Origin of the sequence: Mediterraneibacter glycyrrhizinilyticus (genome assembly GCF_015560805.1) — a bacterium.
GTDB lineage: Bacteria > Bacillota > Clostridia > Lachnospirales > Lachnospiraceae > Schaedlerella > Schaedlerella glycyrrhizinilytica_A.
Map to the genome: position 1 here is coordinate 147363 of NZ_JADMSO010000002.1, position 21620 is coordinate 168982.

A 21620-nucleotide genomic window follows, 5' to 3' on the forward strand; every position below is an offset into this window, starting at 1 on the left:
ATGCTGATCGTGAAAAAATTTGGAGGCAGTTCTGTTGCAGACCGGGAACGGATCTTTAATGTGGCAGAACGCTGTGTGGAAGAATACAAAAAAGGCAATGATGTGATCGTTGTGCTTTCCGCTATGGGAGATACAACGGATGAATTGATCGCGAAAGCAAAAGAGATCAATCCGAATGCATCGAGACGGGAAATGGATATGCTATTGACAACCGGAGAGCAGGTGTCGGTCTCTTTGATGGCAATGGCAATCTCTTCGATGGGAATCCCGGCGGTTTCCCTGAACGCATTTCAAGTGGGAATGCATTGCACATCCGCTTATGGGAACGCCCGGTTTAAACGGGTCGATGCGGACCGCATCCGACATGAACTGGAGTATCGGAAGATCGTGATCATCACCGGATTTCAGGGCGTGAATAAGTACGAAGATTATGTGACGCTTGGAAGAGGCGGATCGGATACAACAGCAGTTGCGATCGCAGCAGCGCTTCACGCCGATGCGTGCGAGATCTATACCGATGTGGATGGCGTGTATACGGCAGACCCGAGAATCGTAAAAAATGCAAGAAAACTGGAGTCCATCAGCTACGATGAGATGTTGGAACTGGCATCGCTGGGGGCGAAAGTGCTTCACAATCGTTCGGTGGAAATGGCAAAAAAATATGGCGTACAGCTGATCGTCCGGTCCAGTCTGAACCGGTCGGAGGGTACGGTAGTCAAGGAGGTAGCGAAAATGGAAAAAATGCTGATCAGCGGAGTTGCATCCGACAAAAATACATCCCGTGTGTCTGTGATCGGTGTGCAGGATAAGCCGGGAGTGGCATTTAAGATTTTTAATACATTGGCGAAAAAAGGGATCAATGTGGATATTATCCTGCAGTCGGTGGGACGCGGCGGCACGAAAGATATATCGTTTACAGTTTCTCAGGAAGATTTAAATGATACGTTAAAGACATTGGAAGAAAACAAAGAGTCGCTGACGATCCAGGAGATCAAACATAAAGATAACGTGGCAAAGATTTCAATCGTAGGTGCGGGAATGATGAGCAACCCGGGTGTGGCTGCAAAAATGTTTGAATCATTGTTCAATGCACAGGTGAACATCAGCATGATCTCCACCTCGGAAGTGCGGATCACGGTTTTGATCGATGAAAATGATGTGGAGCGTGCAATGGTTGCCGTTCACGATGGCTTTGGACTGGGTGCTTAGGCGGGACGTATGGAAGATCCGGCAAAAAGAGTTCCGGTAAAAAAGAGAGCTGGTAAAAAGTAAAAAAAGAGGGCGGTGAACTTGCCGGAGTGCGGCGGCTTCACTGCCCGTTTATTCATGCAGGACCTTGCGGACCAGACGGCGGTCTTCCTCGCTTGCCTGCCGGTATTTCAAGATCAGATCACATTCGTCTTCTGTCAGGATCAAGGTTGTGTCGCTGTGCTCTCTGTGTGCCACAGTATAAGGCGGACATACCTCGCGGAACATGAGTGTGGAGGAACGAAAGGAATCCACGATCAATTGATTCAGCGAGATCTCATAGAGCTCGGAAAGTTTGACAAGCAGTCCGAGATCAGGATCCCGTTTTCCGGTCTCATAGTTGGAGTAAGCCTGACGGGAAATGTTTAGATACTCACTGACGTCTTTTTGTGTCAGTGCGTTTGCTTTTCGATATTCATATAAATTTTTCGTAAGCTGCAGATTTGCCAACGTCATCCCTCCATACCGGAAACTTCTTGTCTGTGCTGTGAACCAGTCCACATTATAGCAAGTTTCTTAATAGGATTGACCGGATGGCGACGTAATATAGCATAAATTACAAAAGCAACAGAATGTTTACAACTTACTTAAATTACTATTGTGAAAACGGGAGGAATGGGTGACATCTTCTCCAAACCAGTCCGGAGCATGAAAAGTCTCGGCTGAGAGAAGATCCGGGAATTCAACCTCGGCAAGAATCAGACCATCCAGATCTCCGCGGAAGAAATCCAGTTCGATCACAAGCGGAGAGTCGAAAGAAAGCGGAATGACATAACGGTCTTTGATGATCAGACGTCCGTCTGCTTTTTCTCTCAGATGCAGATACGCTTCCTTTGTCAGCGGAAGATTGTATTCTTCGCGAGCCATCAGTCCTTTTGATTTGTAGGTGAGGATATAATCATCCTGATCCCGGCGAACCCTGACGACCGGCTCGGTACAAAGATAACCTTGTTCGATCCGTCTGCAGGGAAAGTCGGATGGATGAAATGGGATCTTATTTTTGTCGATCAGATATTTGCGCTCAATTTCCATAAGGAACCTCCGTTGTCTTATTTGAATGTGCATCGGCTATCCGTAAAAGAAATCGGTCCGGATGCCATAGGATCATAATAAAATACCGCCGCGGAAGATGCAATGGGGAAGTTTACGTTATTGTACAAAGGAAAATGGTTTCTATTTGTACAATGACGTGAAAATAAATGTAAAGTGAAAGGAAGAAAAGATTGAAAATGAAAAATGTAAGAGTGTTTTTAGCAGATGGATTTGAAGAGATCGAAGCGTTGACCGTCGTGGACATTCTGCGCAGAGCAGGTGTGGAGACAACGACCGTATCCGTGACAAAAAAATGTGTAGTAGAGGGAGCGCATGGGATCTGTGTGGAAGCCGACGCGCTGTTTGAAGAAACGGATTTTCATGAGACAGAGATGCTCGTTCTTCCGGGCGGAATGCCCGGAACATTGAATCTGCAGGCGCATACAGGTCTCAGGGAACTGCTGTTGGCATACGGGAAAGCGGAAAAATATGTGGCTGCGATCTGCGCGGCTCCGAGTATTCTGGGAGAACTCGGAATGTTGGATGGGAAACGTGCCTGCTGTTATCCGTCTTTTGAAGAGAAACTGACCGGAGCAGAGGTTGTAAGAGAACCGGTGGTTTTGGATCAGAACGTGATCACAAGCAGAGGGATGGGAACGGCGATCCCGTTTGCACTGAAGCTTGTGGAGGTTCTTTGCGGCATGGAAAGAGCAGAAGAAGTGAGAAAATCGATCATTTATAATGAGGAATAAAAAAGAAGCAGAGCGTCAGTGTACAAGAGAAAATACGTTTTCCCATTTGTACACCGACAAAAGCGGTGTTTTGGGAAAAAAGACTGGAAATTCGGGAATGTTTGTGCTATACTGACTCAATGACTGCGAATGTTTATTTTTATTCGATTACAAAAAGTATACCCGCCCGGGCATTCTGACCTACAGAAGCTTACGTACAGACGTGCTTTATATGGAGCATAAAGCAGAGAGCAGGGTACAAGTCAAGGAGGAAAATAAAATGAGTTTACAGGTAGAAAATTTGGAGCATAATATGGCGAAGCTCACGATCGAAGTTGCAGCAGAAGACGTAGAGAAAGCTCTGCAGGCAGCATACTTAAAAGAGCGCAAAAGAATCAGCCTGCCGGGATTCCGTAAAGGAAAAGTTCCGCGTCAGATGATCGAGAAGATGTATGGACCGGAGATTTTCTATGAAGATGCGGCAAACAGCATGATCTCAGAAGCTTACGGAAAAGCATATGAGGAGTGTGGTCTTGAGATCGTTTCTCAGCCGGACATCGATGTTGTTCAGCTGGAAAAAGGAAAAGCATTCATCTTTACAGCGGAAGTAGCGGTAAAACCGGAAGTGACACTTGGCGAATATAAAGGTCTGAAAGTGGACAAAGTTTCTACAAGAGTGACACAGAAAGAAGTAGACGAGGAGATCGAGAAAGAGCGTGAGCGCAACGCGAGAACGATCGAAGTGACAGACCGTGCCGTTCAGGACAAAGATGTGGTAACACTGGACTTTGAGGGATTTGTAGACGGAGAAGCTTTTGAGGGCGGAAAAGGAACAGATTATCCGCTGACGATCGGTTCCGGTTCTTTTATCCCGGGATTTGAAGAGCAGCTGATCGGAGCTCAGATCGACAAAGAGACAGAAGTAAACGTTACATTCCCGGAAGATTATCAGGCAGAAGAACTGGCCGGAAAAGCGGCAGTATTCAAATGTACCGTACATGCGATCAAAGCAAAAGAACTTCCGGAATTAGACGACGAATTCGCATCTGAAGTTTCCGAATGCGAAACAATGGATGATTACAGAGCAGAAGTAAAGACAAAAATCAAAGAGCGTAAAGAGCGCGAGGGCAAACAGAAAAAAGAAGACCAGGCAGTAGAGCAGGCAGTTGCAAACGCTGAAATGGATCTTCCGAAGCCGATGATCGATCTGCAGACAAAGCAGATGGCAGATGATTTCGCACGCCGCATCGCACAGCAGGGACTGACTGTGGAGCAGTACTTCCAGTTTACAGGACTCTCCGAAGAGAAGATGATGGAAGAGATGGAGCCGCAGGCAGAGAAGAGAATCCGCACAAGACTGGTTCTCGAAGCGATCGTGAAAGCGGAGAATATCGAAGTGACAGACGAACGTCTGGACGAAGAACTGCAGAAGATGGCAGACGCTTACCAGATGGAAGTTGAAAAACTGAAAGAATTCATGGGCGAAAATGAAAAAGCACAGATGAAAGAAGATATTGCAGTTCAGGATGCAGTGACATTGATCACGGAAGCTGCAGTAGAAGCATAAAAACGGCAGAGATTTCATTTAAAAAGTTTAGGAGGGAAACCGGATGAGTTTAGTACCTTACGTCATTGAACAGACAAGCCGCGGGGAACGTTCCTACGACATTTATTCCAGATTACTGAAAGACCGTATTATTTTTCTTGGGGAAGAAGTGACAGATGTATCTGCAAATATCATTGTTGCACAGCTTCTGTTTTTGGAGGCGGATGATCCGAATAAGGACATTCAGCTTTACATCAACAGCCCGGGCGGTTCCGTAACTGCCGGAATGGCAATTTATGATACGATGCAGTACATCAAATGTGATGTGTCGACCGTATGCATCGGCATGGCAGCGAGCATGGGATCGTTTTTGCTGTCAGGAGGTGCAAAGGGCAAACGTTTTGCTTTGCCGAATGCGGAGATCATGATCCATCAGCCGTCCGGAGGAGCACAGGGACAGGCGACAGAGATCCAGATCGCTGCGGAACATATTTTGAAAATCAGGAAGAAATTAAATGAAATTCTTGCTGCAAATACAGGACAGCCGTTGGAAGTGATCCAGAGAGATACGGAGCGCGATAACTTTATGTCCGCGCAGCAGGCAAAAGAATATGGTTTGATTGACGAAGTGATCGCCAGCCACTAATGAATGAGGGAGACAGTGATGTCTCCCTTATCACAGGCAGGAATGAATAGTTGAAAGGGAAACGAGTATGGCAGGGAAACTGACGGATGATACAGTAAGATGTTCTTTCTGTAATAAACCACAGTCTCAGGTACGCAAACTGATTGCAGGACCGAACGGGGCGTATATCTGTGACGAATGTGTAGATGTCTGCGCAGAGATCATCGAGGAAGAATTTGAATACGAAGAGCGGAACCGGTTTGAAGATATCAATCTTCTGACCCCGGAAGAGATCAAAGCATTTCTGGACGATTATGTGATCGGTCAGGACGAGGCAAAAAAAGTTCTTTCCGTTGCAGTATATAATCATTATAAGCGGATCATGGCGGGAGAGGATCTCGGTGTGGAACTCCAGAAGAGTAATATTTTGATGCTCGGACCTACCGGCTGCGGAAAGACGCTGCTGGCACAGACGCTGGCAAAGATTTTAAATGTTCCGTTTGCGATCGCGGATGCGACGGCATTGACGGAAGCTGGATATGTCGGCGAGGATGTAGAGAATATTCTGTTGAAAGTGATCCAGGCGGCAGACGGTGATATTGAACGCGCGGAGCACGGCATCATTTATATTGACGAGATCGATAAGATCACGAGAAAATCCGAGAATCCGTCGATCACAAGAGACGTTTCCGGTGAGGGCGTGCAGCAGGCACTTTTGAAGATCATCGAGGGAACGGTTGCTTCGGTACCGCCGCAGGGCGGAAGAAAACATCCGCATCAGGAACTGATCCAGATCGACACGACCAATATCCTGTTTATCTGCGGAGGCGCATTTGAGGGACTGGATAAGATCATAGAGACACGTCTGGACCGTAAATCCATCGGATTTAATGCGGAGATCGCATCCAAACATGAATATGACGTGGACGTGCTGCTCCATGAAGCACTGCCGCAGGATCTTGTGAAGTTCGGACTGATCCCGGAACTTGTCGGACGTCTTCCGGTCACGGTATCGCTGAATATGCTGGATCAGGAAGCGCTTGTGCGGATCCTGACAGAGCCGAAGAGTGCGATTGTAAAACAGTACCAGAAATTGCTGGAACTGGACGGCGTACGCCTTGTTTTTGACCGGGACGCTCTGACTGCGATCGCGGAGACTTCTCTCAAACGGAAGACCGGAGCGCGCGGACTTCGTGCGATCATGGAGGATATCATGATGGAGACGATGTTCTGCGTACCGTCGGATGATACGATCAAAGAATGCCGGATCACGAAAGACGTCGTGAACGGAACCGGAAAACCGCTGTATGAGCGGGATGGGGAAGAACGCAAATCTTTTTTGACAACAGAAAGTGCGTAAGAGAATGTGAATGGGCGGATGCCGGCGAACCGGTATCCGCTTTTTGTAGTATGCGACGAGCCAAAGTCCGGGCTTGCCCGAGACCTTGGCGACTGCTTACAAACCCGGAATGTGCCTTTTGGCACTTCCGGTGATTTCGATATATATATCTACTTATGATTTTACAGACAAGGAGAAAGACAGGTATGGAAAATGAAATCTTGCATCTTCCTATGGTGGCGCTTCGAGGGATGACTGTGATGCCGGGGAAAACCGTTCATTTTGACATCAGTCGTGAACGTTCGATCCAGGCGGTACAGGAAGCGATGACAGGAAATCAGAGGATTTTTCTGACGGCGCAGAAAAAGATCGAGACGGACGAACCGAAAATGGAAGATGTATATGAGGTCGGAACGATCGCAGTGATCCAGCAGATCGCCAAGCTTCCGCGTCAGATCATGCGTGTGATGGTGACCGGGGAGACGCGGGGGATCTTAAAACAGATCGAAGAGGAAGATCCGTATCTTCTGGCGGAAGCGGAAGTCGTCGATGAGAGTGGTTTTGAGATTCCGGATGAAATGAATGCGGAGGCGATGGCACGCGGACTGAAAGATATATTTGTGGAATATGCCGCCAAAAACGGAAAGCTGCCCAAAGAACTGATCGCGCAGATTCTGGAGATCCGGGGACTGAAAAAACTTGTGGATGAGATCGCGGCGAACCTACCATTGTATTATACAGATCAGCAGGAACTTCTGGATCAACTGGATTTTTGGGAGCGATATGAATTGCTCGCATTGAAACTTGTCAATGAGACAGAGATCATGGATATCAAAGATGAGATCCGTTTGAAAGTCAAAGAGCGGGTAGACCAGCATCAAAGAGAATATATTCTGCGGGAACAGATGAAAGTGATCCGGGAAGAACTCGGAGAGGAGGCGTCCGGAAATGACGCCGATGAATTTCGGGAGCGTCTGAAGAATCTGGACGCACCGGAAGAAGTAAAAGAAAAGATCAAAAAGGAGATCTCGCGTTTTTCGGGATCTCTGAACAGTCCGGCAGAAAACGGCGTGATCCGTACTTATATCGAGACGATGCTGGAGATGCCGTGGAATCAAAGAGCGGAAAACTGTGAGGATATGGAATATGCAAAAGAAATCCTGGAACAGGAGCACTATGGACTGGAAGAAGTCAAGGAACGTGTTCTGGAATTTCTGGCAGTCCGCGCGTTGACGCATAAGGGGGAAAGTCCGGTGCTTTGTCTGGCGGGACCTCCGGGAACCGGAAAAACCTCGATCGCCCGTTCATTGGCGAAAGCGCTCTGGAAACCGTATGTAAGGATCTCTCTGGGCGGAATCCGGGATGAGGCGGAGATCCGCGGACACCGGAAAACTTATGTGGGGGCGATGCCTGGACGGATTGCCAATGCGATCCGAAAAGCCGGAGTAAAAAATCCTCTGATCCTTTTGGATGAAATCGATAAAGTCAGTACAGACTATAAAGGAGATACATTTTCCGCACTTCTGGAAGTGTTGGATCAGGAGCAGAACCGGGGATTTCGGGATCATTATCTGGAAGTACCGCTGGATCTGTCGGAAGTGGTATTTCTGACAACGGCAAATACGACCGAGACAATCCCGCGTCCGCTCCTTGACAGGATGGAAGTGATCGAGGTGAGCAGCTATACCGAGAATGAAAAGCTGCATATCGCGACGGAGCATCTGATTCCGAAGCAACTCGGAAAACACGGACTTTCTGCGGAGGAACTGACGATGGAGGAAGCAGCGGTCTGGAAGATCGCGAAAAATTATACGAAAGAAGCCGGGGTCAGACAATTAGAGCGGAAAATCGGAGAAATCTGCAGAAAAACCGCAAAAGAAATACTGACAACGGAGCGGAAAAAGGTTACAATAACAAAAGAAAACCTGTCGGAATATCTCGGGCGGGAAAAATATACTTATGAAATGGCGAATTCATCTGATGAGATCGGGATCGTGCGTGGTCTGGCATGGACAAGCGTGGGCGGAGATACGCTTCAGATCGAAGTCAATGTGATGCCCGGAAAAGGGGAGCTTCTCTTGACAGGGCAGCTTGGCGATGTGATGAAAGAATCTGCGCAGACCGGAATCAGCTATATCCGTTCTGTGGGAAAAAGCTGGCAGATCGCAGACGACTTTTTTGAGAAACATGATCTGCATGTACATATTCCGGAGGGCGCGGTGCCGAAGGACGGTCCGTCTGCGGGGATCACGATGGCGACGGCAATCTTGTCGGCGGTAATAAAGAAAAAGATCCGGGCGGATCTGGCGATGACCGGAGAGATCACACTGCGGGGAAAAGTGCTTCCGATCGGCGGGCTGAAAGAGAAACTGCTTGCGGCGAAGAATGCCGGAATACATACGGTTCTGATCCCGGAGCACAATCAGGCGGACGTGGAAGAGTTTTCATCCGAGATCACCGGCGGACTTTCCATTCTCCCGGTAAAAAATATGGATGAGGTGCTTCGTGAAGCATTTGCGGAACCTGTTTCCGGAAGAGCTCCGGAACAATAGAAAATGGGATACGGTACAGGAGGAAAAGTATGGTAATCAGAAATATCAATTTGGAGACAGTGTGTGGGATCACAAGCCGTCTCCCGGAAAATGAAAAACCGGAGATCGCGTTTGCGGGCAAATCCAACGTCGGCAAATCGTCTCTGATCAATGCGTTGATGAACCGAAAATCGTATGCCCGTATTTCGGCGACTCCGGGAAAAACACAGACGATCAATTTTTACAATATCAATGAAGAACTGTATCTTGTCGATCTGCCGGGATATGGATATGCAAAAGTATCGGAAAAAGAAAAACGGCAGTGGGGAGAACTGATCGAGCGGTATCTGCATGGTTCCGCACAGTTGAAAGCGGTGTTTTTGCTGATCGACATCCGGCATGAACCGTCGGCAAACGATAAGATGATGTACGAGTGGATCGTCGATCAGGGATTTCATCCGATCATTGTGGCGACAAAGCTGGATAAACTGAAACGAAGTCAGGTGCAGAAGCATGTGAAGATGGTAAAAGAGGGACTGAACCTTGTTCCGGGAACAAGGATCATCCCGTTTTCATCGGTGTCCAAACAGGGACGGGATGAACTATGGGAATTGGTGGAGACGGAATTCCTCGGAAAAGAGTCGGACGGGAAAGCAAATAAATAATCGAGGTGAAGTGCAGTATGGAGAACAAACGCCCATATTGGCAGGTGGCAGTGAGTCTGGTATTCAGCATTCTGGCAACCGGGATTTTTATCTATCTTGGGATCAAAGGGATATTCTTCTTGATGCCGTTTGTGATCGGCTGGGGAATTGCGGCGATCGCGGCGCCCCTTGTCAACTGGCTGGAAAAGAAATTTAATATCGTCAAAAAGCTGGGATCGGCATTGATCGTTATTCTCGTGATCGGTCTGATCGTTGTCGGGATTTATTTTGCCGTAAGCCGGATCATACTGGAAGTGGGAGATCTGATCAAAAATATTCCCGAACTGTACGCGCAGTTGGAGAGCGGACTGCGCCAGATCGGAAGCGCGATGTCGGGCATTTTTGAAAAACTTCCGGTTGTGATTCAGGACGGGTGGAATACCGTTGTGGCGAATCTGGATCAATATATGGGAGATCTTGTTTCACGCATCAGTGAGCCGACGGTGATGGCGGCGGGGAATTTTGCCAAAAGTCTTCCATCTTATCTGATTTCGGTCATTGTGGCGATCTTGTCCGCGTATTTCTTTACGATCCAGCGGGAGGACGTGCTGAAATGGATGAAGCAGATCGCGCCGCCGTCGGTGGAGAAACGGATGACGCTGGTGATGGACAATCTGCGCTATGCGGTGGGCGGATATTTCAAGGCACAGTTTAAGATCATGGGGGTTGTCTTTCTGATCCTGCTTGTTGGATTTGCCGTGCTCGGCGTCCGGTATTTTGTACTGATTGCATTTCTGATCTCGTTTCTGGATTTTCTTCCGTTCTTCGGAACGGGAACGGCGATGATCCCATGGGGAATCTATAAGTTTCTGATGGGAGATTATAAAATGGCGATCCTGCTGATCGCGATCTATGCGGTGACACAGCTTGTGCGTCAGCTTCTGCAGCCGAAACTGGTGGCGGACAGTGTGGGCATGAATCCGCTTGTCACATTGTTGCTTTTGTATATCGGATACCGGATCGGCGGCGTGCTCGGAATGATCCTGGCGGTGCCGGTAGGAATGGTTTTGATCAATATGCTGCAGGCAGGCGCGTTCGATTATATTTTGGATGATGTCAGGATCCTTGTGGATGGGATCCTGGAACTTCGGAATCCGCCGAAAGAATAAAAACAGTATACAAGACAGGGAGCTATAAAGGGGAATATTCCCAAAGGGATAATATTTCCCCTTTTTTTTCTTGCTTTAGTATGGTAAAATGTCTGTCATAATGAGACTTGGAAAAGGAGGAGGGTGTCGTAATGGGAATGACAATGACACAGAAAATACTGGCGGCACATGCAGGATTGGATTCTGTGAAAGCAGGACAATTGATCATGGCAAAACTGGACGTTGTAATGGCGAACGATATTACCGGTCCGATGGCGTTGCCGATTTTCAGCCAGATGGCAGATCAGGTATATGATAAGGACAAGGTCGTACTTGTTCCGGATCATTTTACACCGAATAAAGATATCAAATCAGCGGAGAACTCAAAGGCAATTCGGGAGTTTGCGAAAGCGCAGGGACTGACCTGGTATTTTGAACAGGGAAAATCCGGTGTGGAGCATGCGATCCTCCCGGAGGCAGGCGTTGTGGCAGCGGGAGAATGTATCATCGGCGCAGACTCCCATACATGTACATACGGGGCGCTGGGAGCATTTTCCACCGGAGTCGGCACGACGGACATTGCGACCGGTATGGCGACCGGAGAACTTTGGTTCAAAGTTCCGAGCGCAGTCAAGTTTGTGCTGACCGGAAAGCCTGGACCGTATGTGAGCGGAAAAGACATCATTATCCATATCATCGGCAAGATCGGTGTAGATGGCGCGCTTTACAAGTCTATGGAGTTTACCGGGGACGGCATCGCCAATCTGTCGATGGACGACCGGTTTACGATGGCAAATATGGCGATCGAAGCAGGCGCAAAGAACGGGATCTTCCCGGTGGACGACGCGGCAAAAGCATATTTGAACGAACATACGAAGAAATCATATCAGATTTATGAGGCAGATCCGGATGCGGAATATGACGAGGTGATCGAGATCGATCTGTCAGAAGTGCGTCCGACCGTCGCATTCCCGCATCTTCCGGGCAATGCAAAGACGATCGATGAGATCGAGGCGATGGATCCGATCCGGATCGACCAGGTTGTGATCGGTTCCTGTACAAACGGACGGATGGAAGATATGAGAAAGGCAGCGGCGATCTTAAAAGGACATACGGTGCATCCGGACGTTCGGGTGATGGTAGTTCCGGCAACGCAGAAGATTTATAAGCAGTGTATCGCAGAGGGACTTCTTGACATTTTCGTAGACGCTGGCTGTGCGGTGAACACACCGAGCTGCGGACCGTGCATGGGCGGACACATGGGGGTCATGGCAGCCGGGGAGAAATGCGTATCCACGACGAACCGGAACTTTGTCGGACGTATGGGACATGTAGATTCCCTGATCTATCTGGCATCCCCGGAAGTAGCGGCAGCGAGCGCGATCGAGGGATGCATTGCAAATCCAGAGAAAGTAGGTGACCGGTCATGAAAGCACAGGGACGTGTATTTAAATATGGAGACAACGTGGATACGGACGTGATCATCCCGGCGCGGTATCTGAATTCATTTGACGCGCAGGAACTGGCGAGCCATGCGATGGTGGATATCGATCCGGAGTTTGTGAATAAAGTAAAACCGGGAGATCTGATCGTGGCAAATAAGAATTTCGGCTGTGGTTCTTCCAGAGAACATGCGCCGCTTTGCCTGAAAACAGTCGGCGTGAGCTGCATCATTGCGGAGACATTTGCAAGGATCTTTTACCGGAATGCGATCAACATCGGGCTTCCGATCATTGAATGTCCGGAAGCGGCAAGAGGAATCGAAGACGGAGATGAAGTTGAAGTTGATTTTGACTCCGGAAAGATTTATAATCGGACGAAAGGGACTGAATTTCAGGGACAGTCGTTCCCGGAATTCATGCAGAAACTGATCGCGGCAGGCGGTCTTGTGAATTATACCAACAGCAAGAAAAAGTAAAAGAGGGAAGAATCATGAATTTATTATACAAGAGCACAAGAAATGCAGAGCATACGGCGACCGCTTCCGAAGCGATCCTGAAAGGTCTGGCGGAGGACGGCGGATTGTTTGTGCCGGTGCAGATCCCGAAACTGGATGTGACGATGGAAGAACTGAAGACGATGTCTTATCAGGAAACAGCTTACGCAGTGATGAAACAGTTTCTGACAGATTTTACGGAAGAGGAATTGAAAGGCTGTATTGCGCGTGCTTATGATTCCAAGTTTGATACCGAGGTGATCGCGCCGCTTGTAAAAGTGGGAGATACTTATCATTTGGAGCTGTTCCACGGAGCGACGATCGCGTTCAAAGATATGGCGCTGTCGATCCTGCCGCATCTTCTGACTACCGCGGCAAAGAAAAATCAGGTAAAAAATGAGATCGTGATCCTGACGGCGACTTCCGGAGATACCGGAAAAGCGGCGCTTGCAGGATTTGCGGATGTTCCGGGAACGAAGATCATCGTATTTTATCCGAAGAACGGAGTCAGCCGTGTGCAGGAGCTGCAGATGGTAACGCAAAAAGGAGAGAATACATCGGTCGTTGCGATCCACGGCAATTTTGACAATGCACAGAGCGGTGTGAAAGCGCTGTTTGAAGATAAGGAACTGGAGAAAGAGCTTGTGGAAGCAGGATACCAGTTTTCTTCTGCGAATTCGATCAATATCGGACGTCTTGTCCCGCAGATCGTTTACTATGTGTATGCTTATGCCAAGTTGTTGGAAAATGAAGAGATCGCAGATGGAGAAGAACTGAATGTGACGGTTCCGACCGGAAACTTCGGCAATATTCTTGCCGCATACTATGCAAAACAGATGGGAGTTCCGATCGGAAAACTGATCTGTGCTTCCAATGAGAACAAAGTATTGTTTGACTTCTTCCAGACCGGAACTTATGACAGAAACAGGAAATTTGTGCTGACTTCTTCCCCGTCGATGGATATTCTGATCTCCAGTAATCTGGAACGGCTGATCTATACGATTTCCGGGCAGGACGCAGAGAAAGACAGCGAACTGATGGAACAGTTGAAAGAGAACGGCAAATACGAGATCACGGCGGAGATGAAAGAAAAGCTGAAAGATTTTGCGGGCGGATACGCAACGGAAGCGGAGACGAAAGCCGCGATCCACAATGTGTATAAAGAGACCGGATATGTGATGGATACCCATACGGCGGTTGCATCCCATGTGAGCAGAGCATACCGTAAGGAAAGCGGAGACAGCAGAAAAATGCTTGTGGCATCCACTGCGAGTCCGTATAAGTTTGTCAGAAGCGTGATGTCCGCGATCGATGACGCTTATGCGCAGATGGATGAATTTGCATTGATCGATGAACTGGAAAAGGCGTCCAATATGGAAGTCCCGTGTGCGATCAAAGAGATTTTGCATGCGGAGATCCGGCATACGCGGGAATGTGATGCTGATAAGATGAAAGACACGGTAAAAGACATATTGGAGATTAGATAATCATGATGGATGACAGTATATTTGGATTTATAGGCGTTTTGGTATTATTTTGCGGACTTTACGGTATTTACGCATATGTGAAGATGAAAAAAGGAGGTCCGATCAACGAAGCGCTCCTTTTGGGGAAAAGCTATGTGGAATATAAGTGCAAAGACCGGGAGGGATTTTTGGCGAAAGCGCTTCCAGCGGTACTTATCTTTTCCGTTACGGCTGTGGTTTATGGAATTATCGATGCGATCCATTGTTTTGTGACGCCGATCGCGGTCGTAGACTATGTCGGAATGTTTTTGTTTTTAGCTGTTTTAGTCTGGTATATGGTATATACAACAAAATTGAAAAAAGAATTTTTCCGCTCGTAAGAGAGAATCGGAAAGAAGACGAAAGTGAGGACCTTGTGATGTTTTTGGCATCAGGTCCTTTTTTCGTTGCGGTATATGACGAAAGGAAGTCCGACGAACCGGTTCATAGAAAATCTCCGAAAACGACTATTGACAAATCGAAGAGGAGGGGCTATGATTGTGTTACTCGTCTTAGGACATTTCTAAAATTCACGGGAATTTCATCCCAGGATCCAAAACGAGTTTTACAACAGAAGAAAGGAGGAGCGCAGCGCTTATGGGCGAGGTGTACGATATGCTGCATGATCAAAATTAAAATGCGGCAGATGAAAAAGTAACAGATGAGAGATGTGGTGTTTCCGGTTAAGAAAGGAGGCATCGAAAATGAAGAAAAGATTCCCTGCCTCCGGTCGATAAAAGGAGGAGAAAGGTGAACAGAGGAAAACGATGGATCCGCTGTGCGGCGGCAGCATTGATCGTTCTGCTGTTTCCGCTTGCATCGGCAGTTCATGCCGAGGAAGCACCCGGCATGGCGGAAACGGAACAGACGCAAAATGAAAGCGGAAGAAAGACCAGTGATCTGGAACGTTTATTCGGACCGAAAGAGGGAGAGCTCGACACAAGGATTTCCGCGACTGCATGGCGAAATTATCTTGAAAAGAATCAGGTTCCGTTTTCGGGTGAAACATATTGGAGCAGTCATTTGCAGGATACGGATATTATCATTGGATCCAATTATGACGACGGAACCGTGGTTTTTCAATGGAATGAGGGCGTGATCGGAATCAACGGACAGCCGACGATCTGTATTGATGCAAAAACATCATTCAGAGACGGGATCCAGTATTATCCGACAGATGCGCAGGAGGTTGGACTGAATGAGACGGAAGTTACGAGACTCGCGTTGTATCAGGAATACATTTACAATCAGAGAAGCGACTTGGATGATCTCGGGAAATATTTCTTTACACAGCTCCTTGTCTGGAGAGAGCTGAATGAATATTACGGATGGGGATGGCCAAACCTGCATATTTTTTCGGGAAGTGCGTCTTGGACAGACCTTGCTTTTCAGGAAGAAGTACTGACTTCGGCGGTAAATTGGGTGCAGGAGATGGAAAGATCCGGGAGATACACCGGGCATGGTACATTTTATGTGTGCGAATATTGGCAGGCTCAGGCAGTATTATGGTTGACAGAGAATACCGGCGGGCTGGAATTGTACAAAGAATCGGAAAATCCGTCCGTCACGGAGGGCAATGCTGCATATTCTCTGGAGGGAGCGCAGTATGGCGTGTACCGTGACAGCGGCGATTATGTCAATCCGGATGCAGTGATCACAACCGATGCCAATGGTTATGGAAAGGCAGAAAACCTGCCGGTGGGAGAATATTGGATCAAAGAGCTTGTGCCGCCGAAAGGATATGCGTTAAATCCGGACTGGTCGGAATCGACAGTATCAGTACCGGGCGGACAGATGGGGGTATATCACGCGAAAGACAAGGCTATCCATGAACCGATTTCTGTGATCGTGGAAAAGACAGATGCGGATCAAGGGGAGCAGCCGTCAGAGGAACAGCTTAAGAAGCTGGAGGGAGCACGGTTCGAGGTGAAATATTATGCAGTGGATCCGGCAGTCTATGATTCGGATCCGGCAGACAGTGGGATTGCCCCGGCGCGAACCTGGGTGTTGGAAACAAAATATGATAAAACGTATCATCAGGTCTTGGCAAAACTCGAGGAAGCGTATCTTGTATCGGGAGATGCATTTTATAAGACTGCTTCCGGAGAAAGCATGCTTCCGCTTGGGATCGTGACGATCCGGGAATGCAAAGCGCCAAACGGCTATCTTTTAAATGAAACATTGTATGTGCGGAAAATACAGGAAGATGGAACGGATCAGGAATCGGTTACAGGAGAACAGGTGCCGGTTGTTCCCAATACGCCGCAGAAGATCAGGATTCGTCTTCAGAAGGTAGATAAAGAAAGCGGAAAAGCAGAGTCTGCGGCGAATGCGACATTGAAAGGTGCGGTGTATGAAGTACGTGACAGCAAAAATCAGGTTGTGGATACACTGACGACAGATGAAAAGGGGGCTGCTGTCTCCCGAGAACTGCTTCCGGGAACCTATAAAGTAAAGGAGGTCAAGGCTTCCAACGGATATTTGATCGATGAGGAAACTCACATTGTGGAGGGAGAAGCGACCGATCAGATTACACAGGTATTTGAATATGAAGTTGTAAGCGGGGAGACACCGCAGAAGATCCAAATTGAAATTCAAAAGGTGGACAGTGAGACGGACAAAGGAGAAGCACAGGGAGTGGCGGTCTTAAAAGGCGCAGAATATGAAGTAAGAGATCAGGCGGGAAACGTAGTGGAGACGTTGATCACAGATAAAAAGGGATATGCAAAAACGAAAGAACTTCCGCTTGGGAATTATACGGTGAAAGAAACAAAAGCGTCCAATGGGTATTTGCTGGATGAGAAAGAATACCCGATCAAAGGAGAGGCGAAAGATGAGGAGAATCGGGTCTTCTTATACAAAACGAAGAGTAAGGAGAGGGTCATTCGCGGAGATGTGGAACTGATCAAACTGCGGGAAAATGAGAACGAGGATGAAGATACACTGCAGGGGCTGGAGGGCGTTGAATTTACGTTTACGTCGAAAACGACGGGAAAAACAGTTGTGAAGATCGTGACGGATAAAAACGGCTATGCGACCACAGCATCCAAAGAACATCCGAGGGGAAGTCTTCCGTTTGACACATATCTGGTGGAAGAGACAAAACATCCGGAGGGGTTAAAACCGATAGAGCCGTTTGAAGTGACCATTCAGGAGGAGGGCATCGTGTGGAAAGGAATTTATAAAGAGGATAAGCTGATCGTCAGTCCGATCACCGTTGTGAAAATGGATGCGTCAACCGGAAAAAAGATTCCGATAAAAGGTGTGGAATTCCGTCTGCTCGATGCGGATAAGAAACCGATCATGATGACGACGCATTATCCGTCGGAAGTGGTGCATAAGACATTTAAGACGGACGAAAACGGGCAGTTTACATTTCCGGAAAAGCTGAAATACGGAGTGTACTATCTGGAGGAAGTAAACGCGCCGGAGGGATATTTGAAAGGAGAACTCCTGCAGTTCGAAGTGAAAGAGGGAGCGGTGTGGGATCAGCCTTTGGTGGTGAAGTATTTTGATAAAAATGCAATGGGAAAAATACAGATCGAGAAAATCGATGCGGAGACAAAAGAGAAACTTTCCGGCGCGGTATTTGAAGTGCGTGCGTCGGAGGATATTGTGACTCCGGATCAGACTGTGCGTATAAAGAAAGGAGAAGTAGCGGAAATATTGATCGTCGGAGAGGACGGGACAGCATTAAGCAAGGAGCTGTATATCGGTAAATATGAGATTCAGGAAACAAAGCAGCCGGATGGTTATGTGTTGGATCCGAAGTGCTATGAAGTGGAGATCAAGTATCAGGATCAAAACACGCCGGTCGTGCTGACGGAAATAAGTATACCAAACGAACCGACGAAAGTGCGGCTGGTCAAGAGCGAAAAAGGGAGCGAAACCCCACTTTCGGGCGTGACGTTTCATTTTTGGAAAAAAGGAGAAGAGAACGAAAAGAGGGAAGTGACGACTGAAAAAGACGGAACCATTCTTCTGGAACAGCTTTTGCCCGGAACGTATTGTCTTCAGGAGATCAGGACACTGCCGGGATATATATTGGATCCGGCGGTGTATGAAGTTGTAGTTGAAGCGGATGGAACTATAAACGGAGAGAAAGAAGAAATCCTGAATGTGGAGAATGATTACACGAAAGTGGAATTTACGAAGCATGATCGTGCAAGCGGCAAAGTATTAGAGGGCGGCCGATATCAGATCACAGATCTTTCGGGAAATGTTGTGGATGAGTGGAAAGGAAAGAAAACTCCTCATCTGACAGAAAAATTGCTGCCCGGAACCGAATATATTTTCAAGGAGATTGAGGCGCCGAGCGGTTATCTGGTCGCGGAAGATGTGCGCTTTACAGTGGCGAATACCGAGGAAATACAAAAAGTACGGATGGAGGATGAAAATGCAATGGGGAAAATCCGAATTGTAAAAACTGATCGTTCGACAAAGGAAAGACTGAACGGGGCGGTGTTTGAAATCCAAGCGGCAGAAGATATTATAACGCCGGATGGTACGGTGCAGTTGAAAAAGGGAGAACTTGCAGATACGATCACAACCGGAATCGAAATAGAAGATATGGAAGAAAAAGGAGCCGGTATTGCATGCAGCAAAGAACTGTTTTTCGGGAAATATGTGATCACGGAGAAGAAACCTCCGGTCGGATATGTGTTGGATCAGCAAAGCTACCCGATCGATCTGATGTATGAAGATCAGGATACGCCGGTCGTTCTGAAAACGCTGCATTTGAAAAACACATCGACAGAACTGACAATACTGAAACAGGATGCGGAGACAAAGGAGCCACTTTCCGGAGTACGTTTTACTGTCCGCGACAGTGCGATGCCGATTGAAAACGGAGATACGAGCATCAGCGCGATTCAACTGTGGACAACCGATGAGAACGGAGAGATCCATTTGCGGGGACTTCTTCCGGGAACGTACTGGATTCAGGAGACGATGACCGTTCCCGGGTATATGCTCGATCCGGTAAAATATACGATCGAGGTTTCTGAGGACGGACAGATCACGGCTGACGGCAAAAGTACAGACATTCTGCGCATTCAAAACAAAAAAACACAGCTTCTGGGCACAAAAGCACGAAGTGAAAAAACAGGTACACAGGAGGCATTTCCGGAAAAAGAGACCGTATTGATCGATACATTGGAATTCCGAAATCTTCAGATTGGACAGGAATATCGGATTGTTGGAACTTTAATGAATCGGGAAAACGGAGAAGTGCTGCATGTAGATGGAAAAACGGTCACAGCGGAAACTTGTTTTGTTCCGGAAGAAAAGGATGGAACGGCAGAAGTAAGATTCAGTTTTGACGCAACCGGTTTAAATGGAAAGTCCGTTGTTGTTTTTGAAAAAGTATATATTGGAGAGACTGAGATTTTATCACATGAAGATTTGGAAGATCAGGAACAGACGATCCTGTTCGGTGTGAAGATGCCGGCAATGAAAACAGAAGAAAAACCAGAGAGTGTAAAGACAGGAGATGACGTCTGGTTTTTGGCAGCAGTGCTTCTGACAGTGGTGATCAGCGGAAGCATGGTTGTCGCAGATCTTGTATACAGAAGAAAAAGGCGAAAATAAACAGAGACGATATGCAGTGATGTGTGTATGTCTAGAAGAGGGAAAGGATCCGGGGGAAAAGGCTTCGGATCTTTTTTCTTTGCGCTTTTTGAGAATATTAAAAAAAGATCTCTTGAATTTAAAATATTACAGATGTAAGATTGAAAGGTAGGATGAAGAGATTTCTAAAAGAAAGAAAAAAGAGGTGAAGTTATGTGGTGGAAAGAGAAAACCGGAAAATCTGTTTTCAGAAAAATGAGATATAGTATCGGTATTTTTCTGATTGTGGCATGCACGTTTGGATTCAACGGATGTGCGACAGAAGAAAAAGACAAAGGGCATGAGAAACAATCTGAACATGCAGAGGGAAATATACGAAATCAGATCATATCCGATTCAAAGAAACTGGCAGAGGGGTATCGGGTACTTTATGAGGAAGCAGAGAAAGAAGAGCAATTGGATACTTTGGAATTTCGGCAGCAAGTGATCTCATATCTTGGAGAAGCCGGATACTCTGCCGTAGATTTGGAGAATCAGATCGATATGACTCATGCAGAGCAGGTGGAAACATTTTGTCGGGCGGCAGAGAATAAAAAGAAAGAAGAGGCGACGATATTGGCAGTACTGGATCACGGTGGATTTGTGCGCTATGATCTGACAACAAAAAATGGGAAGATTTATGCAAGAGAAAGTGCTTTAAATTGGAAAGATAATAAACCAATCGTGGACTATTATCATGAGTTTGAAGTATATGATTGGAAATATACCGAGAAAGGTTATCTCTTTATGGAAGAATACCATCCGCCCGGATATGACGGAGCAACAGGGGATATCGGATTTCGCGTGAAACCGCTGGATCCAAAATGCCGGGAACTGAACCGACATTATGTACTTCCAATCGGATATGAATTAAATAATATGCTGATCACAAACTGGGATCCTGCGGATTATACGAATTTAGAATTGTATGATCTGTATGAACAAATGTATTCGATGAAGTATGGAGAAATATTTCCATATAGGGGGGAAGAGGGGGCTGAATATCAGATCCCGGAGCAGTCGTTCGAGGAAGTTCTGCAGACGTATCTGCCGATCAGCCCGACACAGATCCGGACGCAGACCATTTATAAGGAACAAAACCGGACTTACCGTTACAGACCGAGAGGATTATATGATTGTGAACTCCCATTTGTACCTTATCCGGAAGTGGTATCTTATGAGAAGTTGGAAAACGGGGAATTGAAACTGTTTGTGGAAGCTGTATGGATAAAAGAAAAAACAGATTGTGCGATCGCGAGTGAACTGGTCGTGAAACTGCTTGATGACGGCAAAGTACAGTATATATCGAATCGTGTGGTAGGAACGGAAGAGACAGAGGAGGAAAGCGGGGAAAATGCGGCAGGAAGTGCGAGCTTGAAAACAGAGCCCGCGCCGTGGTATACGCCACGGCTTACAGATGAAGAATGGGAAGGTTATTATGGAGGGATATCGGATGAGTGGCGAGATTAAGAATTTGCAGGTGATAGAAGACTTTTTCGAATGTTAAAGTACAGAACAAACATTCGGTTTTTCTGTACTTTTATTTTAGATTCTGTTATAATGACGGGAGAGTATAAAGAGAGAAAAGGATGGGATTTCTCTATAATGTGGAAACTCATACGATTAATTATCATCTGAAGAAAATATTTGCGGATGGAGAATTAGATGAGAATTCAGTTATTCGAAAATTTCGAATAACTGCTTCAGATGGGAAAAACTATAACACAA

At 47.0% G+C, this 21620-nt stretch carries 16 protein-coding genes; 14 read left to right on the forward strand and 2 right to left on the reverse strand.

The annotated features are described in order from the left end of the window. A complete protein-coding gene (locus I2H87_RS02680) occupies positions 1-1209 on the forward strand; it encodes an aspartate kinase (protein WP_054703125.1) in 1209 nt (402 codons plus the stop codon). Between the two features lie 111 nt (positions 1210-1320). Here I2H87_RS02680 and I2H87_RS02685 read toward each other — a convergent pair whose 3' ends face one another. Together I2H87_RS02685 and I2H87_RS02690 are read right to left on the reverse strand one after the other, a co-directional pair. After that, a complete protein-coding gene (locus I2H87_RS02685; RefSeq protein ID WP_195609267.1) occupies positions 1321-1698 on the reverse strand; it encodes a helix-turn-helix transcriptional regulator in 378 nt (125 codons plus the stop codon). A gap of 126 nt (positions 1699-1824) precedes the next feature. Beyond that, the gene (locus I2H87_RS02690) at positions 1825-2280 is read right to left on the reverse strand and encodes a CYTH domain-containing protein (RefSeq protein WP_054703123.1); all 456 of its coding nucleotides are present in this window, start codon (positions 2278-2280) and stop codon (positions 1825-1827) included. Between the two features lie 197 nt (positions 2281-2477). Here I2H87_RS02690 and I2H87_RS02695 point away from each other — a divergent pair, with 197 nt between their 5' ends. From I2H87_RS02695 to I2H87_RS02755, 13 genes are all read left to right on the forward strand, one after another. Then, positions 2478-3032 carry a DJ-1 family glyoxalase III gene (locus I2H87_RS02695; protein WP_195609268.1) on the forward strand — a complete coding sequence of 185 codons (555 nt, stop codon included), beginning with the start codon at positions 2478-2480 and terminating at the stop codon, positions 3030-3032. A 259-nt stretch (positions 3033-3291) separates the two neighbouring features. Further along, a complete protein-coding gene (gene tig, locus I2H87_RS02700; protein WP_022152230.1) occupies positions 3292-4578 on the forward strand; it encodes a trigger factor in 1287 nt (428 codons plus the stop codon). Positions 4579-4621: 43 nt separating this feature from the next. After that, positions 4622-5203 carry an ATP-dependent Clp endopeptidase proteolytic subunit ClpP gene (gene clpP / locus I2H87_RS02705; protein WP_009267772.1) on the forward strand — a complete coding sequence of 194 codons (582 nt, stop codon included), beginning with the start codon at positions 4622-4624 and terminating at the stop codon, positions 5201-5203. A 67-nt stretch (positions 5204-5270) separates the two neighbouring features. Beyond that, the gene (gene clpX / locus I2H87_RS02710; protein ID WP_009267771.1) at positions 5271-6542 is read left to right on the forward strand and encodes an ATP-dependent Clp protease ATP-binding subunit ClpX; all 1272 of its coding nucleotides are present in this window, start codon (positions 5271-5273) and stop codon (positions 6540-6542) included. A gap of 185 nt (positions 6543-6727) precedes the next feature. Then, positions 6728-9073 carry an endopeptidase La gene (lon, locus tag I2H87_RS02715; RefSeq protein ID WP_195609269.1) on the forward strand — a complete coding sequence of 782 codons (2346 nt, stop codon included), beginning with the start codon at positions 6728-6730 and terminating at the stop codon, positions 9071-9073. 29 nt (positions 9074-9102) lie between these two features. Then, positions 9103-9717: a ribosome biogenesis GTP-binding protein YihA/YsxC gene (gene yihA, locus I2H87_RS02720; protein ID WP_117550892.1), complete on the forward strand. Its 615-nt coding sequence runs from the start codon at positions 9103-9105 to the stop codon at positions 9715-9717. A gap of 17 nt (positions 9718-9734) precedes the next feature. Beyond that, complete coding sequence (gene ytvI / locus I2H87_RS02725; RefSeq protein WP_195609270.1) at positions 9735-10865, forward strand: sporulation integral membrane protein YtvI; 1131 nt, start codon at positions 9735-9737, stop codon at positions 10863-10865. A gap of 131 nt (positions 10866-10996) precedes the next feature. Then, positions 10997-12274 (forward strand): 3-isopropylmalate dehydratase large subunit, encoded by a 1278-nt coding sequence (leuC, locus tag I2H87_RS02730; RefSeq protein ID WP_195609271.1) that lies wholly within the window; start codon positions 10997-10999, stop codon positions 12272-12274. After that, positions 12271-12762, forward strand: coding sequence for a 3-isopropylmalate dehydratase small subunit (locus tag I2H87_RS02735; RefSeq protein ID WP_009267766.1), 492 nt, complete (start codon positions 12271-12273; stop codon positions 12760-12762). The genes leuC and I2H87_RS02735 overlap by 4 nt, the downstream gene beginning before the upstream one ends. Positions 12763-12776: 14 nt before the next feature. Then, positions 12777-14267 (forward strand): threonine synthase, encoded by a 1491-nt coding sequence (gene thrC / locus I2H87_RS02740; RefSeq protein WP_195609272.1) that lies wholly within the window; start codon positions 12777-12779, stop codon positions 14265-14267. Positions 14268-14269: 2 nt separating this feature from the next. Then, a complete protein-coding gene (locus I2H87_RS02745; protein ID WP_009267764.1) occupies positions 14270-14626 on the forward strand; it encodes a hypothetical protein in 357 nt (118 codons plus the stop codon). 409 nt (positions 14627-15035) lie between these two features. Further along, entirely contained in the window at positions 15036-19874 is a 4839-nt protein-coding gene (locus I2H87_RS02750; RefSeq protein ID WP_195609273.1) for a SpaA isopeptide-forming pilin-related protein, read from the forward strand. Between the two features lie 192 nt (positions 19875-20066). Beyond that, complete coding sequence (locus tag I2H87_RS02755; protein WP_022152238.1) at positions 20067-21362, forward strand: DUF6070 family protein; 1296 nt, start codon at positions 20067-20069, stop codon at positions 21360-21362. Positions 21363-21620: the final 258 nt, after the last annotated feature.

Bases quoted from the DNA above. Each gene is read 5' to 3' on its own strand.
- I2H87_RS02690 (WP_054703123.1), bottom strand. From the start codon at position 2,280: ATGGAAATTGAGCGCAAATATCTGATCGACAAAAATAAGATCCCATTT.
- lon (WP_195609269.1), top strand. From the start codon at position 6,728: ATGGAAAATGAAATCTTGCATCTTCCTATGGTGGCGCTTCGAGGGATG.
- I2H87_RS02745 (WP_009267764.1), top strand. From the start codon at position 14,270: ATGATGGATGACAGTATATTTGGATTTATAGGCGTTTTGGTATTATTT.
- leuC (WP_195609271.1), top strand. From the start codon at position 10,997: ATGGGAATGACAATGACACAGAAAATACTGGCGGCACATGCAGGATTG.
- I2H87_RS02695 (WP_195609268.1), top strand. From the start codon at position 2,478: ATGAAAAATGTAAGAGTGTTTTTAGCAGATGGATTTGAAGAGATCGAA.
- I2H87_RS02755 (WP_022152238.1), top strand. From the start codon at position 20,067: ATGTGGTGGAAAGAGAAAACCGGAAAATCTGTTTTCAGAAAAATGAGA.
- I2H87_RS02680 (WP_054703125.1), top strand. From the start codon at position 1: ATGCTGATCGTGAAAAAATTTGGAGGCAGTTCTGTTGCAGACCGGGAA.
- tig (WP_022152230.1), top strand. From the start codon at position 3,292: ATGAGTTTACAGGTAGAAAATTTGGAGCATAATATGGCGAAGCTCACG.
- yihA (WP_117550892.1), top strand. From the start codon at position 9,103: ATGGTAATCAGAAATATCAATTTGGAGACAGTGTGTGGGATCACAAGC.
- ytvI (WP_195609270.1), top strand. From the start codon at position 9,735: ATGGAGAACAAACGCCCATATTGGCAGGTGGCAGTGAGTCTGGTATTC.
- thrC (WP_195609272.1), top strand. From the start codon at position 12,777: ATGAATTTATTATACAAGAGCACAAGAAATGCAGAGCATACGGCGACC.
- clpP (WP_009267772.1), top strand. From the start codon at position 4,622: ATGAGTTTAGTACCTTACGTCATTGAACAGACAAGCCGCGGGGAACGT.
- I2H87_RS02735 (WP_009267766.1), top strand. From the start codon at position 12,271: ATGAAAGCACAGGGACGTGTATTTAAATATGGAGACAACGTGGATACG.
- clpX (WP_009267771.1), top strand. From the start codon at position 5,271: ATGGCAGGGAAACTGACGGATGATACAGTAAGATGTTCTTTCTGTAAT.